Annotated in this window: 8 protein-coding genes; 5 read left to right on the forward strand and 3 right to left on the reverse strand. The window is 71.7% G+C overall.

Going from position 1 to position 14,893, the window contains the following annotated elements; genetic code table 11:
- Window positions 1-405 precede the first annotated feature (405 nt).
- Window positions 406-9,660 (forward strand): type I polyketide synthase, encoded by a 9,255-nt coding sequence (locus AIIKEEIJ_RS21650; protein WP_161996530.1) that lies wholly within the window; start codon window positions 406-408, stop codon window positions 9,658-9,660.
- 40 nt (window positions 9,661-9,700) lie between these two features.
- Window positions 9,701-10,102: a holo-ACP synthase AcpS gene (gene acpS / locus AIIKEEIJ_RS21655; RefSeq protein ID WP_006937559.1), complete on the forward strand. Its 402-nt coding sequence runs from the start codon at window positions 9,701-9,703 to the stop codon at window positions 10,100-10,102.
- Between the two features lie 22 nt (window positions 10,103-10,124).
- On the opposite strand, the gene AIIKEEIJ_RS21660 is transcribed toward acpS, so the two are convergent.
- Window positions 10,125-10,898: a TetR/AcrR family transcriptional regulator gene (locus AIIKEEIJ_RS21660; protein WP_373566480.1), complete on the reverse strand. Its 774-nt coding sequence runs from the start codon at window positions 10,896-10,898 to the stop codon at window positions 10,125-10,127.
- A gap of 135 nt (window positions 10,899-11,033) precedes the next feature.
- Window positions 11,034-11,909: a cyclopropane mycolic acid synthase family methyltransferase gene (locus AIIKEEIJ_RS21665; protein WP_006937561.1), complete on the reverse strand. Its 876-nt coding sequence runs from the start codon at window positions 11,907-11,909 to the stop codon at window positions 11,034-11,036.
- Between the two features lie 184 nt (window positions 11,910-12,093).
- Between AIIKEEIJ_RS21665 and AIIKEEIJ_RS21670 the strand changes: the two genes are divergently transcribed.
- Complete coding sequence (locus AIIKEEIJ_RS21670; RefSeq protein WP_037201611.1) at window positions 12,094-13,428, forward strand: dipeptidase; 1,335 nt, start codon at window positions 12,094-12,096, stop codon at window positions 13,426-13,428.
- A gap of 8 nt (window positions 13,429-13,436) precedes the next feature.
- Here AIIKEEIJ_RS21670 and bcp read toward each other — a convergent pair whose 3' ends face one another.
- Complete coding sequence (gene bcp, locus AIIKEEIJ_RS21675; RefSeq protein WP_006937563.1) at window positions 13,437-13,913, reverse strand: thioredoxin-dependent thiol peroxidase; 477 nt, start codon at window positions 13,911-13,913, stop codon at window positions 13,437-13,439.
- A 74-nt stretch (window positions 13,914-13,987) separates the two neighbouring features.
- On the opposite strand from bcp, the gene AIIKEEIJ_RS21680 reads away from it, so the two are divergent.
- Together AIIKEEIJ_RS21680 and AIIKEEIJ_RS21685 are read left to right on the forward strand one after the other, a co-directional pair.
- Window positions 13,988-14,209: a DUF3618 domain-containing protein gene (locus tag AIIKEEIJ_RS21680; protein WP_006937565.1), complete on the forward strand. Its 222-nt coding sequence runs from the start codon at window positions 13,988-13,990 to the stop codon at window positions 14,207-14,209.
- Window positions 14,210-14,384: 175 nt separating this feature from the next.
- Window positions 14,385-14,893, forward strand: a 509-nt coding sequence (locus tag AIIKEEIJ_RS21685; protein ID WP_161996531.1) for an Ig-like domain-containing protein, incomplete at its 3' end; no start/stop codon positions are given.

A 14,893-nucleotide genomic window follows, 5' to 3' on the forward strand; every position in this document is an offset into this window, starting at 1 on the left:
GTACCCCCCTTGTCGAATGCATGTTCGATGCGCGGAACCGTATCGGACGGCGCCGACAAATTGCCGAAAGTGCCCTCATGCACGCGTTTCGCGGTCAGTCAAGATGGTAACGATTGTGTAACGATAAACCTGAGGGATTCCTCAGGTTGATGGACGTCCATGTAGCCGCGCAGCCTGCGCCGACTCTCCCTACCAACCGGTTACTTCTCCGACCTGCTGTGAGTGATCTCACGTGCCCCCTCGGGGGAGGTAACCCGCGCGGAACAAAACATGAGGAACCCCTCATGATTTTGTGTCACTCTTGGGTAGCCCGAACGAGCAGATCAGAGCCCATCAGAACGCCAACGGCGGCGCGGGCGGCCACGAGACCACGCCCTTGCGGTGTTCAGGAGAGGAACTACACGCGTGACGATCGACGAGACCACACCAGCCGACAACGGACGGAACTCGAAGGCATCACGACGCGCCAGTGACCGGGGCAACGCCCCCGCTTCCCGTAAGGGCGCGCTGGTCGACAAGCTCCTCGCCGGGGAGCCCTACGCACTCGCCTTCGGTGGCCAGGGCGCTCCCTGGCTCAGCTCCCTCGAAGAACTCAGCCGCGACAACGGGCTCGAGCCGGTCCTGACCGAACTGGTCAACGAGGCCACCGCGCTGCTCGCGCCCGTCGCACACGACCTCGTCGTCGTGCGTCCGAGCGGCTTCGACCCCATCGCCTGGATGCTCGAGCAGGAGGTCGCCGACGAGGACGAGACGCCCGTCTCCGGCCCCTCCGAGTCCACGCTGACTTCCGCCGCGGTCTCGCTGCCCGGCGTGTTCCTGACCCAGGTGGCCGCGCTGCGCGCGCTGGCGAACCAGGGCCTCGACGTGACCGCCCAGGCCCCGGCCGCCGTGATCGGCCACTCGCAGGGCGTGCTGGCCGTCGCGGCCACCGAGGCCGCCGGCGCCAAGGACGGGCAGATCCTCGCGATCGCCCAGCTCATCGGTGCCGCCGCCACCCTCGTCGGCCGTCGCCGCGGCATCATCGCCGGCGCCGAGCGCTTCCCGATGCTCGCCGTCGCGAACGTCGACCCCGAGCGCCTGGGCGCCGTCGTCGCCGAGGTCTTCGCCGACCAGGACCCGCAGCGCTCCGCGGTCGTCGCCATCCGCAACGCCCGCCGCCGCGTCGTGCTGTCCGGCCCGCCGGCCGCCCTGGCTCGCGTGCAGCAGCGCTGCGAGGAGATCTCCGCCGCGGAGACCCGCGAGCGTGAGGCGAAGAAGCGCGGCGGTGCCGTGTTCGCCCCGACCTTCGAGCCGGTCTCCGCCGAGATCGGTTTCCACCACCCTGCTCTCGCCGACGCGGTCGAGCAGGTCGCCGACTGGGCCGCCCGCTGCGGCCTGGACGCGGACCTCGCCCGCTCGCTGGCGCAGGAAGTGCTCGTCGACCCGGTCGACTGGGTCGCCCTCGTCGACGACGCCGTCGCGGCCGGCGCCTCGTGGATCCTGGACATGGGTCCCGGTGAGCTGCTGACCCGTATGACCAGCTCGGGCCTGCGTGGCCAGGGTGTGGGCATCATCGCGGCCGCCACCCGCGGCGGTCAGCGCAACCTGCTGACCCCGGGCGCGGAGCCCGAGGTGCCGCAGCCGTGGTCCGCGTTCGCGCCGAAGCCGGTCACCCTGCCCGACGGCCGCCAGGGCGTCGAGACGGCGTTCACGCGCCTGACCGGCCGCTCCCCGATCCTGCTGGCCGGCATGACGCCGACCACCGTCGATCCGAAGATCGTCGCCGCGGCAGCCAACGCCGGCCACTGGGCCGAGCTCGCCGGCGGCGGCCAGGTCACCGAGCAGATCTTCGCCGACCACGTCGAGGAGCTGAAGGGGCTGCTCGAGCCGGGCCGCGCCGTGCAGTTCAACTCGATGTTCCTCGACCCGTACCTGTGGAAGCTGCACGTGGGTGGCAAGCGGCTGGTGCCGCGGGCCCGCGCCGCGGGCGCGCCGTTCGACGGCGTGGTCGTCACCGCCGGCATCCCCGAGCTCGAGGAAGCCGTCTCGATCATCGAGGAGCTGACCGAGGCCGGCATCAGCTACGTCGCCTTCAAGCCGGGCACCGTGGCGCAGATCCGCTCGGTGATCCGCATCGCGAACGAGGTGCCGAACTACCCGGTCATCGTCCACATCGAGGGCGGCCGCGCCGGTGGCCACCACTCGTGGGAGGACCTCGACGATCTGCTGCTCGCCACCTACGCCGAGCTGCGCACCCGCTCCAACCTGGTGCTGTGCGTCGGTGGTGGCATCGGCACCCCCGAGCGGGCCGCCGACTACCTGACCGGCCGCTGGTCCACCGCCCACGGCTTCCCGGCGATGCCGCTCGACGGCATCCTCGTCGGCACCGCGGCGATGGCGACGCTCGAGGCGACCACGTCGCCCGAGGTCAAGCGGATGCTCGTCGAGACCCCCGGCACCCCCGACTGGGTCGGCGCCGGCACCGCCTCCGGCGGCATGGCCTCCGGCCGTAGCCAGCTGGGCGCGGACATCCACGAGATCGACAACGCCGCGTCCCGCACGGGCCGCCTGCTCGACGAGGTCGCGGGCGACGCCGAGGCCGTGGCCGCGCGCCGCGACGAGATCATCGCCGCGCTCGACGTCACCGCGAAGCCGTACTTCGGCGACGTCGCCGAGATGACCTACGGGCAGTGGCTCGCCCGCTACCTGGAGCTGGCCGTCGGCTCGCAGGAGGTGGCCGACGCGGCCGAGAACCCGTGGATCGACGTCACCTGGCGTGAGCGTTTCCACGAGATGCTGCAGCGCGCCGAGTCCCGCCTGCACCCGGCCGACCGTGGCCCGATCCCGACGCTGTTCGCCGACGACGCGGCCCTCGACCGGCCGTACGCGGCGCTGGCCGCGCTGACCGAGCAGTTCCCGGACGCCGACTCGGTGGTCCTGCACCCCGCCGACGTTCCGTTCTTCGTCTCGCTGTGCCGCACCCCGGGCAAGCCGGTGAACTTCGTCCCGGTCGTCGACCAGGACGTGCGTCGCTGGTGGCGGTCCGACTCCCTGTGGCAGGCCCACGATCCGCGCTACAGCGCCGATCAGGTCTGCATCATCCCGGGCACCGTCGCCGTCGCGGGCATCACCCGCGCCGACGAGCCCGTCGGTGAGCTGCTCGACCGCTTCGAGAAGGCTGCGGTCGACGAGTTGATCGCGGCCGGCGTCGAGCCGGTGCAGATCGCGGCCCGCCGCCACCAGGACCTCGCGGCCGGCCTGCTCGACGCCGTGCTGTCGGCTCCGGATGTCAACTGGGCCGGCCGGCAGACCGTCAACCCGGTGCACCGCCTCGGTGACCTGGACGAGTGGTCCGTCGAGTCCGACACCGCCGCCGTGCACGGCGCGACGGGCGCCACGCTGAGCGTTCTCGACGCCGAGCACGTGGGCCTGACGGTGCCGCTCGCCGGCGACAAGACCGTCGAGATCCGCCTCACGGTGCCCGCCACCGTGCACACCGGTGGCGCCCCGGTCGTCACCGCGGACGACGCGTCGGCGTCGATGTCGGCGCTGCTCGGTGTCGCCGCGGGGCAGGAGCTGCCCGCGGTGAAGAAGGGCGCGGCCCGCATCACCCTCGGCTGGCTGCCGGAGAAGATCGCCGACCACGCCGGTGTCACCGGTTCAGGACTGCCGCTGAACCTGACCCCGAGCGGCCACGGTGTGCCCGACGTCCTGGTCGGCGCGTGCTGGCCGGCGGTGTTCGCCGCGCTCGGCGCCGCGCAGACCGACGACAGCCTGTCGGTGATCGAGGGCATGCTCGACCTGGTCCATCTCGACCACGCCGTCGACGTGAAGGACGGTCTGCCGACCGATCCGTCGATCCTGGGCGTCAAGGCCGAGGCACGGGACGTGGCCGACACCGACCTCGGCCGGGTCGTCGAGGTGCACGTCGAGATCACCGCCGACAACGGCAACGGCTCGGGTGACACCACGGTCGCCACCCTGATCGAGCGGTTCGCGATCCGTGGCCGCACCGGCAAGGCCGAGCTGGCCGATCCGGTCCGTGCCGGCGGTGCCGTGAGCGAGGACGCGGTGGAGACCCCGCGTCGCCGCCGCCGCGACGCCGTGATCGTCGCCCCGATCGACATGAGCGCCTTCGCGCGGGTGTCGGGCGACCACAACCCGATCCACACCTCGGACAACGCCGCCCTCCTGGCCGGCCTGGGCACCCCGATCGTGCACGGCATGTGGCTGTCCGCCGCCGCCCAGCAGGTCGTCACCGCCCTCGAGGCCGACGCCAAGCTGCCGGCCCGCCGCCTGACGGCGTGGACCGCCCGGTTCCTCGGCATGGTGCGTCCGGGTGCGCAGATCGACGTGCGCGTCGACCGCATCGCGACCGACCGTGGCGCCGAGATCGTCGAGGTGAGCTGCCGCGTGGACGGGGACCTGGTGATGGTCGCCACTGGCCGCACCGCCGCCCCGCGCACGGTGTACGCGTTCCCCGGCCAGGGCATCCAGCGGCCCGGCATGGGCCTGGACGCCCGCGCCCGCTCGAAGGCCGCCCGGGAGATCTGGGATCGCGCCGACAAGCACACCCGCAAGGCCCTGGGCTTCTCCATCCTTGCCGTGGTGCGCGACAACCCGACCGTGCTCAAGGCCCGCGGCGTCACCCACAAGCACCCGGACGGCGTGCTGCACCTGACCCAGTTCACGCAGGTCGCGATGGCGACCCTGGGTGTCGCCCAGATCGCGGAACTGCGTGAGGCCGGCGCCTTCGTCGAGGGTGCGCTCCTGGCCGGCCACTCGGTGGGCGAGTACAACGCGCTCGCCGCGGTCGCCGGGGTGCTGCCGCTCGAGGCGGTGCTCGAGGTGGTCTTCAGCCGCGGGTCGGCGATGCACGCCCTCGTGCCGCGCGACGAGCAGGGCCGTTCGAACTACCGCATGGCCGCGATCCGGCCGTCGCAGTTCGGTGTCGCCGACGCCGATCTCGAGGCGTTCGTCGCCGGGGTCGCCGAGGAGACCGGGGAGTTCCTGCAGATCGTCAACCTGAACCTGCGCGGCTCGCAGTACGCGATTGCCGGTACGGTCGCCGGTCTCGAGGCCCTCGAGTCCGTGATCGAGCGCAAGGTCGCCGAGTTCGGGGGCAAGCGTGCGTTCATCCTGGTCCCGGGCATCGACGTGCCGTTCCACTCGACCGTCCTGCGCGGCGGCGTGGACGACTTCCGGGAGCGCCTGCTGAACCTGCTGCCCGAGCAGATCGATCCCGACATCCTCATCGGCCGCTACATCCCGAACCTGGTGCCCAAGCCGTTCAACCTGGGCCGGGAGTTCGTCCAGGAGATCGCGGACCTGGTGCCGTCCGAGCCGCTGGCCGAGGTCCTCGCGGACTTCGACACCTGGGCGGCCGACCCCTCGAAGCTGTGCCGCGTGGTGCTCGCCGAGCTCCTCGCGTGGCAGTTCGCGTCCCCGGTCCGCTGGATCGAGACGCAGGATCTGCTGTTCGCCGACGAGGCCGACGGTGGCCTGGGTGTCGAGCGGTTCGTCGAGGTCGGCCTCGGCGCCGCCCCGACGGTGGCGAACCTGGCGTCGCAGACGCTGAAGCTGCCGGGCCGCTTCGGCCAGCCGGTCGAGGTGCTCAACATCGAGCGCGAGGCCTCGATCGTGTACTCCACGGACGTCGATCCGGCGCCGGTGGAGGACGACGAGCCGGCCTCGGCCGACGCTTCCGCTGCCGCTCCGGCCGCGGCCGCCGCTCCGGCCGCCGCGCCCGCAGCTCCCGCGGGTGGTCCGCGTCCGGACGACATCGCGTTCAAGGCCGCCGACGCCACGAAGGTGCTCATCGCCCTGTGGACGAAGCTGCGCCCGGATCAGATCGGTCCCGCCGACACGATCGAGGCGCTGTGCGACGGCGTGTCCTCGCGGCGCAACCAGCTGCTCGTCGACCTCGGCTCGGAGCTGTCGCTCGGTGCCATCGACGGTGCGGCCGACGCCGACATGGGCGCGCTCGCCGGCACGGTCGATCGCCTGGCCCGCACCTACCGGCCCTTCGGTCCGGTGCTGTCGGACTCGATCAACGACCACCTGCGCAAGGTGTTCGGCCCGTCGGGCAAGCGTCCCGCCTACGTCGCCGACCGGGTCACCAAGGTGTGGGGTCTCGGCGAGGGCTGGGCGTCGCACGTGACCGCGGAGGTCGCGCTGGGCAGCCGGGACGGTTCGTCCGTCCGCGGCGGTGCGCTCGGCGGCCTTTCCGACGGCGCGCTGTCCGACGGTGCCGCCGTCGACAAGCTGATCGACGCGGCCGTGCAGTCGGTCGCCGGCCGCCGCGGTGTCGCGGTGTCGATGCCGTCCGCCGGTGGCGGTGGCGGTGCCACCGTCGACGCTGCCGCGCTCGGCGAGTTCGCCGAGGGCATCACCGGCTCGAACGGTGTGCTCGCCAAGACCGCCCGCCTGATCCTGTCCGAGCTGGGCCTGGCCGACGCGGCCTCGGACCTCGCGGACAAGGCGGACACCGAGCTGGTCGACCTGGTCTCGGCGGAGCTCGGCTCCGACTGGCCGCGGCTGGTCGCACCGGCGTTCGACGCCCGCAAGGCCGTGCTGATCGACGACCGGTGGGCGACGGCCCGCGAGGACCTGGCTCGCATCTGGCTCGGTGCCGAGATCGGCGCGGAGCGGTTCGCCGGTGCGGGTGCCACGGTCGCCGCGCACGCCGCGTTCTGGGCGGGCAAGGCCACCGAGACCGGCCGCACGGAGCTCGCGCAGGTCTTCGACGCCGTCGCGACGGCCGCCCGGCAGACCGGCGACGCCGAGTACGCGGGCGAGGTCGCCGTGGTCACCGGCGCCAGCAAGGGCGGGATCGCGGCCGCGGTCGCGGCGAAGCTGCTCGCCGGCGGCGCCACGGTCGTGGTCACCACGTCGAGCCTGAACGACAGCCGCCTCGGCTTCTACAAGGAGCTGTATGCGCGCAACGCACGCTCCGGTGCGGCGCTGTGGGTGGTCCCGGCCAACATGGCGTCCTACGCCGACGTCGACGCCCTGGTGACGTGGCTCGGCACCGAAACCGTGGAGACCGCGGGCGGCGCCAAGAAGCTGATCAAGGAGGCCCTGACTCCGACGCTGCTGTTCCCGTTCGCCGCGCCGCGCGTGTCCGGGTCGATGGCCGACGCCGGTGCCCGCGCCGAGATGGAGATGCGGGTCCTGCTGTGGTCGGTGGAGCGCCTGATCGCGGGCCTGGCCGACATCGGCTCCGACCGTGACGTGGACACCCACCTGCACGTCGTGCTGCCGGGTTCGCCGAACCGCGGCAAGTTCGGTGGCGACGGCGCCTACGGCGAGGCGAAGGCCGCGCTCGACGCGATCGTCAACCGCTGGCACGCCGAGCGCATCTGGGCCGAGCGGGTCACCCTCGCCCACGCCCTCATCGGGTGGGTGCGCGGCACCGGCCTGATGGGCGGCAACGATCCGCTGGTGGAGGCCGCCGAGGCCGCCGGTGTGCGGACCTGGTCGACCGACGAGATGGCCGTCGAGCTGCTGAAGCTCGTCACCGCCGGCTCCAAGGAGGCCGCCGCGGTCGAGCCGCTGGTGGCGGACCTGACCGGGGGTCTGTCGGAGGCCGACATCGACCTGCCGGCCCTGGCCAAGCAGGCGCAGGAGGAGGCCGAGGCCGCGAAGGACGCCGCGGCGGAGCCCGAGCACGCGACGATCGCGGCGCTGCCCGCACCGCCGCGCCTGGACGCGACGCTGCCGGCACCGGAGTGGAACACGCTCGACGTCGACCCCGCCGATCTGGTGGTCATCGTCGGCGCCGGCGAGCTCGGCCCCTACGGGTCGGCCCGTACCCGCTTCGAGATGGAGGTCGACGAGGAGCTGTCGGCCGCCGGTGTGCTCGAGCTGGCGTGGGCCACCGGCCTGGTGGCGTGGGAGAACGATCCCAAGCCGGGCTGGTACGACGCGGAGACCGGCGAGCTGGTGCCCGAGGCGGAGATCGCCGACCGGTACCACGACGCGGTGGTCGAGCGCTGCGGCATCCGCCGCTACGCCGACGACGGCGCGATGGTCGACAACGCGGCGCCGCTGCTGACCTCGGTGTTCCTGGACAAGGACCTGTCGTTTGTGGTGGGTTCCGAGGCCGAGGCCCGCGCGTTCGTCGACGCCGACCCGGAGAACACCGTCGCGCACTCGGTTCCGGACAGCGGTGACTGGACCGTCACCCGCAAGGCCGGCACCGAGATCCGGGTGCCCCGCAAGATGAACCTGACCCGCACGGTCGGCGGCCAGATCCCGACCGGGTTCGACGTCACCAAGTGGGGCATCCCCGCCGACATGGCCGAGTCCGTGGACCGGGTGGGCCTGTGGAACATCGTGACCACGGTCGACGCGTTCCTCTCCAGCGGTTTCACCCCGTCGGAGCTGATGCGCTGGGTGCACCCCTCGTACGTGGCGAACACCCAGGGCACCGGCATGGGCGGCATGACCTCGATGCGGTCGCTGTACATCGACACGCTGCTCGGCGAGTCCCGCGCGAACGACATCCTGCAGGAGGCCCTGCCGAACGTCATCGCCGCGCACGTGGTGCAGTCGTACGTCGGTGGCTACGGCGCGATGGTGCATCCGGTGGCGGCGTGCGCGACGGCCGCGGTGTCGGTCGAGGAGGGCGTCGACAAGATCAAGCTGGGCAAGGCGCAGCTGGTCGTCGCCGGCGGCTTCGACGACCTCGGCATCGAGGGCATCGTCGGGTTCGGTGACATGTCGGCCACCGCGAAGTCGGACGACATGACGGCCAAGGGCATCAGCGATCGCCGGTTCTCCCGGGCCAACGATCGCCGGCGCGGCGGTTTCGTCGAGTCCGCCGGTGGCGGCACGGTCCTGCTCGCCCGCGGCGACCTGGCGCTGGAGATGGGCCTGCCCGTCCTCGGTGTGGTCGCGTGGGCCGGGTCCTTCGCCGACGGCGTGCACACCTCGATCCCGGCTCCGGGCATCGGTGCCCTCGGCGCCGGTCGCGGCGGGCTCGAGTCGGGCCTGGCGCGGGAGCTGCGCAAGCTCGGCGTCACCGCCGACGACATCGCGGTGATCTCCAAGCACGACACCTCCACGGCGGCCAACGACCCGAACGAGGCGGAGCTGCACGAGCGTCTGGCCGGGTCGCTGGGCCGCAGCAAGGGCGCGCCGATGTTCGTGGTGTCGCAGAAGTCGCTGACCGGTCACGCCAAGGGCGGCGCGGCGGCGTTCCAGCTGATCGGCCTGTGCCAGGTCCTCAGCCAGGGCGTCGTCCCGCCGAACCGCAGCCTGGACTGCGTCGACGACAAGATGGCCGAGTTCGAGCACCTGGTGTGGCCGCGCACCCCGCTGCGCTTCGGCGAGCGGTACGCGCTCAAGGCCGGTCTGCTGACCAGCCTCGGGTTCGGTCACGTGTCGGGGCTGATCGCGGTGGTCCACCCGCAGGCGTTCGTCGAGGCGATCCCGGCGGAGCGCCGGGAGGCCTACGTGGAGCAGGCTCAGGCCCGCGCCGTCGCCGGTAAGCGCCGCCTCGCGGAGGCGATGACCGGGGGTGCGGCCCTGTACCAGCGGCCCGCCGACCGTCGCTTCGGTGGGGACTCGGTGCCGGCCAAGGCGGCACGCCAGCTCGAGGCCGACGTGCTGCTCTCGCCGGAGGCACGACTGGGTGACGGCGACGTGTACCGTTCGGGTCTGCCCGGCTGCAAGTAGCCGCCGGCCGCACGGTCACAGAGAGCGGGTCACGGGACGGATGGGAGTTGCGGGGATCGGGTTCGACCTGGTCACGGTGTCGGAGTTCGAGGAACAGCTGGGCCGGGCAGGCACGGCGATGCTCTCGAACTTCACCCCGGGCGAGCGTCGCGACGCGAACACCCGCAGCTCCCGTCCGGGCCGGCACTTCGCCGCCCGGTGGGCGGCGAAGGAGGCGCTGATCAAGGCGTGGTCGGCGTCGCTGTTCGGCAGCCCACCGGTGCTGCCGGAGACCGTGCACCGGCAGATCGAGGTGGTCTCCGACGCGTGGGGCCGACCCGGGATCCGGCTGCACGGCGACGTCGCCGAGCACCTGACCGGGGTGCGGATCCACGTCTCGCTCACCCACGACGGAGACATGGCCGGCGCGTTCGTCGTGCTCGAGGACGACCCGCAGGCGTAGGAGTCTGCGGGAGAATTCCGCGTCAGGCGGGGGAGGCGTGCGTCTCCTCCGCCTGACGCGTTTCCACCTGGCCGTCGTCCTCCGGGACCGGCCGCTCGGTCTCCTCCGCCCGGGCGGCGGCCTCACGGCGCCTGCGCCGCTTGGCGCTGGTGCGTGACTCCTTCTCCGCCACCATCAGATACGCACCCATCAGCCGCTTGAGCTCGACGACCGCGTCGGCGTGGCTCTGGTCGTCCTGCACGGAGAAGTTCAGCATCGAGTAGACGACGTGCACGAGCACCTCGGCCATCAGCGTGCGACGCTCGCGCGGGGTGTCGGGCATGAGCGGAGCCAGCATCCGCGCGATCTGCTCGGCGAACTCCTTCTCGTGGATCGCGCCGGTCGCCCGGGTCGACGGGGTGGACTGCATCGCGAGCCACACCTCCCGCCGCGAGGGGTCCGACATCCACAGCCCGGCGAGATGGTCGACGAAGGCGTTGAGGAACCGCAGCCAATCCACGGAGGGGATGACGCCGTCGAACTTGGCGAGCTCGTCCTGCACACCCACCAGGTCCTGCCGGTTCAGTTCACACACGATGACGTACTTGTTGGCGAAGAACTGGTAGAGGGTTCCGATGGGGACATCGGCACGGGCAGCCACCTCTTCGCAGGTGAACGACTCGAAGCCGACCTCGGTGAGCAGTTCGCGGGACGCGGCGAGCAGCGCGTCGAACTTGCGCCGGCTGCGCTCCTGCGTCGGGCGACGGCGCGGCACGAGTTCCTGGGGCGCCGCCTGGACCTCCAGCGCCGGATCGATACGGCGTGGGGTGCGGCCGCGCTTCGTTGCAGACTCCACGCGCCCAGGCTAACTGGAGGTTGTCCGAATTCCGAACTTTTAGCTGTGAGGGCGAGTCTCAGCTAACACCGCCGGTGGTGCCGCGGTCGCCGGCGCTCACTTGACGAGTGTGAACTGCATGACGTCGATGTGGCCCGTGCGGAAGTGTTCGGCGGAACCGTTCAGGTACTTCATGAAGCGCTCGTACATCTCCTCCGACGACAGGGCGACCGCCTCGTCCCGGCGGGCCGACAGCGCCGCGGCCCAGTGTTCGAGGGTGCGGACGTAGTGCGGCGCCAGGGCCTGGATGCGTTCGACCCGGAACCCCGCTCGCTCCGCGCCGTCGACCACCGTCTCCGGCTGCGGCAACTGCCCGCCGGGGAAGATCTCCCGCTTGATGAAGATGTGGAACAGCGCGTTCTCCCGGGTCACCGGGATTCCCCGCTCGCGCAGCGTCGCGAGGCGGTGCCCCACGATGGTGTGCAGCAGCATCCGGCCGTCCGGGGGCAGCATGTCGTGGCACTTGGTGAAGAACCGGTCGTAGCGTTCGCTCCGGAAGTGCTCGAACGCGCCGATGCTCACGATGCGGTCCACGCGCCCGTCGAACTCCTCCCAGCCCTGCAGCCGCACGTCCACGGTGCGGGGGCCGGGCAGCCCCGCTGCGAGGTCGCGGACGTGCTCGTACTGGTTGCGGCTGAGCGTGAGCCCGATCGTGTTCACGTCGTAGTGCGTGGCGGCGCGCAGCATCGTCGAGCCCCAGCCGCATCCGACGTCGAGCAGTGTCATGCCCGGGTGCAGGTCGCACTTGCCGAGCGACAGATCGACCTTCGCGGCCTGGGCCTGCTCGAGCGTCATGTCGTCCCGCTCGAAATACGCGCAGCTGTAGGTCATCGACGGGTCGAGGAACAGCGTGAAGAACTCGTCCGAGAGGTCGTAGTGGGACTGGACCTGCCGATAGAACGGCGTGAGCGCGCTCTGCGGGCTGGGTGGCATCGCTGTGCCTTCCGTTCGAGGGCCGTCCGGTCCCGCTTCCTGGACCGTTCCGCCCGATGGCAACCTCGATATCGCGGAATCTACGCCGGACGCGGCCGCTGCGAGCATGCTTCGATCTCGAGGGGCGGTACCCGTAGCGAAAACGAGACACGACGATCGAGGAGGCGCGGTGGACGTCGCGGACATGCGGGAGCGGGTGCGCCGGCTGATGCCCGGGGCGCGCAGGGACCTCGGGGAACTGGTGGCGTTCCGGTCGGTGGCCGATCCGCGGCTGTTCCCGGCCGAGGAATGCGTCGCTGCCGCCCGATGGGTGCGCGATGCGTTCGCCGCGGTCGGCGTCGACAACACCGCGCTGATCGAGACGTCGGACGGCTCGCTCGCGGTGCTCGGGCACACGCCGGCCCCGGCGGGAGCGCCGACCGTGCTCCTCTACAGCCACTACGACGTGCAGCCCCCGGGCGACGAATCGCTCTGGCACACTCCGCCGTTCACGCTCACCGAACGCGACGGCCGCTGGTACGGGCGCGGCGCCGCGGACTGCAAGGGCAATCTCGTGATGCACCTGCTCGCGCTGCGCGCGCTTCGGGAGCGGGGACCGCTTCCCGTCGGGATCCGGATCGTCGGCGACGGCTCGGAGGAAACCGGTGGCGGCGGGCTCGAGAACCTGGCCCGCGAACGGCCCGATCTGTTCGCCGCCGACCTGGTGCTCGTCGCGGACTGCGGCAACGCCGAGGTGGGACGGCCGACCCTCACGACGTCGCTGCGCGGCCTGGCGAACGTCGTCGTCCACGTCGAAGCCCTCGCCGGGGAGATCCACTCGGGCCAGTTCGGCGGCGCAGCCCCCGACGCGCTCGCCGCGCTGGTGCGCCTGCTGTCGAGCCTGCGCGACGAGGCCGGCGACACCGTGATCGACGGGCTCGACCCCACCGGAATCTGGAGCGGCGAACCGTATCCCGAGGAGGTGTTCCGCGCCGACGCCGGTGTGCTCGACGGGGTCTCACTGCTGTCGGCCGGGTCCGTGGCCGACGCCGTGTGGGCGCGTCCCGCGCTGACGATCCTCGGCATCGACGCCCCACCGGTGGTGGGATCGGCGGCTGCGGTCGTGCCGCGCGCGTCGGCCCGGCTGAACCTCCGCGTCCCGCCGGGGATGGATCCGGCCACCGCTCAGGACGCCCTCGTCGCCCACCTGCACGCCCACGCCCCGTGGAACGTGCGGGTGCGGGTCGACCGGGAAGGCGTGAGCGAACCGTTCCGGGCCGCGACCGACGGACCGGGATACGCCGCGCTGCGCAGCGCGCTCGGCGCCGTCTACGGACGCGAGGTCGGCACGGTCGGGCAGGGCGGATCGATCCCGCTGTGCACGGTGCTGCAACAGGTGCTGCCGGACGCGGAGATCGCGCTGCTCGGCGTGGAGGAGCCGAGCGCCCGGATCCACGGGCCCGACGAGAGCATCGACCCGTCCGAGCTCGAGCACATGGCCGTCGCGGAGGCGCTGGTGCTCGCCTCCCTCACGCGGTGAGCCGCCGCTCAGACCGACAGGTCGCGGCGCAGCTTCGCGACGTGCCCGGTGGCGCGCACGTTGTACTGCGCAACCTCGATCCGGCCGTCCTCGTCGACGACGAACGTCGAACGGATCACTCCGGTGACGGTCTTGCCGTACATCTTCTTCTCGCCGAACGCCCCCCACGCCGTGAGCGTGGTCTTGTCCGGATCCGACAGCAACGGAAACGTCAGCTGCTCGGCGTCCCGGAACTTCGCGAGCTTGGCCGGCTTGTCGGGGGAGATGCCCACGACGGCGAGCCCGGCGCCGTTCAGGTCGGCGAGGCTGTCGCGGAAATCGCAGGCCTGCTTGGTGCACCCGGGGGTGCTCGCGGCGGGGTAGAAGTACACGATCACCTTGCGTCCGCGGTAGTCCGACAGCGACACCTCGTTGCCGTCCGCGTCGGGGAGGGTGAACTCGGGAGCCGTATCGCCGGGGGCGAGCCTGCTGCTGTTTTCCGTCACCTCCGAGAGGGTAACGGACCCGTGCGTCCACTACCGTGGTCGCAGCACAGTGCAGCGACCAACTGGAGGATCACGTGGGTAGGGACACCGAGGCCATCGAACGGGACATCGAGAACGCCCGCAACCAGCTTGCGAGCACCCTCGACGAATTGAGTGTGCGCGCCAGCCCGAAGAACGTGATGGCCCATGCCAAGCAGACCGTGATGGAGAAGGTGAACCAGCCCAACGTCAAGTACGCGCTCGCGGCGGTCGGTGTCGTCATCGGCGCCCTGGCGCTGCGCAAGCTGCTGCGCTGACAGCTGATCCGAAGGGCACCGTCGTCCGGTTCGCCGGACCGCGGTGCCCTTCGTCGTTTCCCGGCGTCGTGGTCGTGCCCGCCGGGGGAGTGACAAAGGACCCGTTTCGAGTTCGATCTTGGCGTGGTTGACTGGTAACGAGCCAACCGCGCCATCTTCGAGGGGGCTGACGGCCATGCCGAACGCACAGCGGGTTGCACGACTTCTTCTCGTCTCGATCCTGACCGCCATGGCCCTGCTCGGTTCGGGGGCCGCGGCCGCGGCGGGAACCGTCGGCGGTGCGCCGCCGGCCAGGCTGCCCGCGTCGGCGCTCGAGCCGGCGAACGGCGCGGTGGTGGGGGTGGGACATCCCGTGACCGTCCGGTTCGGCGCACCGGTCGGTGACCGCGCCGCCGCCGAACGTGCCGTCGAGATCACCACGTCGAAGCCCGTGAGCGGCCGTTTCGCGTGGCTCGACGACAGCCGCGTGCAGTGGGTTCCCGACCGCCTCTGGCCGGGGCACACCACCGTGACCGTCGCCGTGGCCGGGGCGCGCACCGAGTTCCAGGTCGGCGACGAGTTCGTCGCCGTCGCGAACCGGTCGACGCACCAGTTCACGGTCATCCTCAACGGCGAGGTGGTGCGGACGATGCCGGCGTCGATGGGCAAGCCCGGCTACGAGACCCCGGTCGGCACCTTCTCGGT

Source organism: Rhodococcus sp. YH1, from assembly GCF_009939605.1.
Lineage (GTDB): Bacteria > Actinomycetota > Actinomycetes > Mycobacteriales > Mycobacteriaceae > Rhodococcus > Rhodococcus aetherivorans.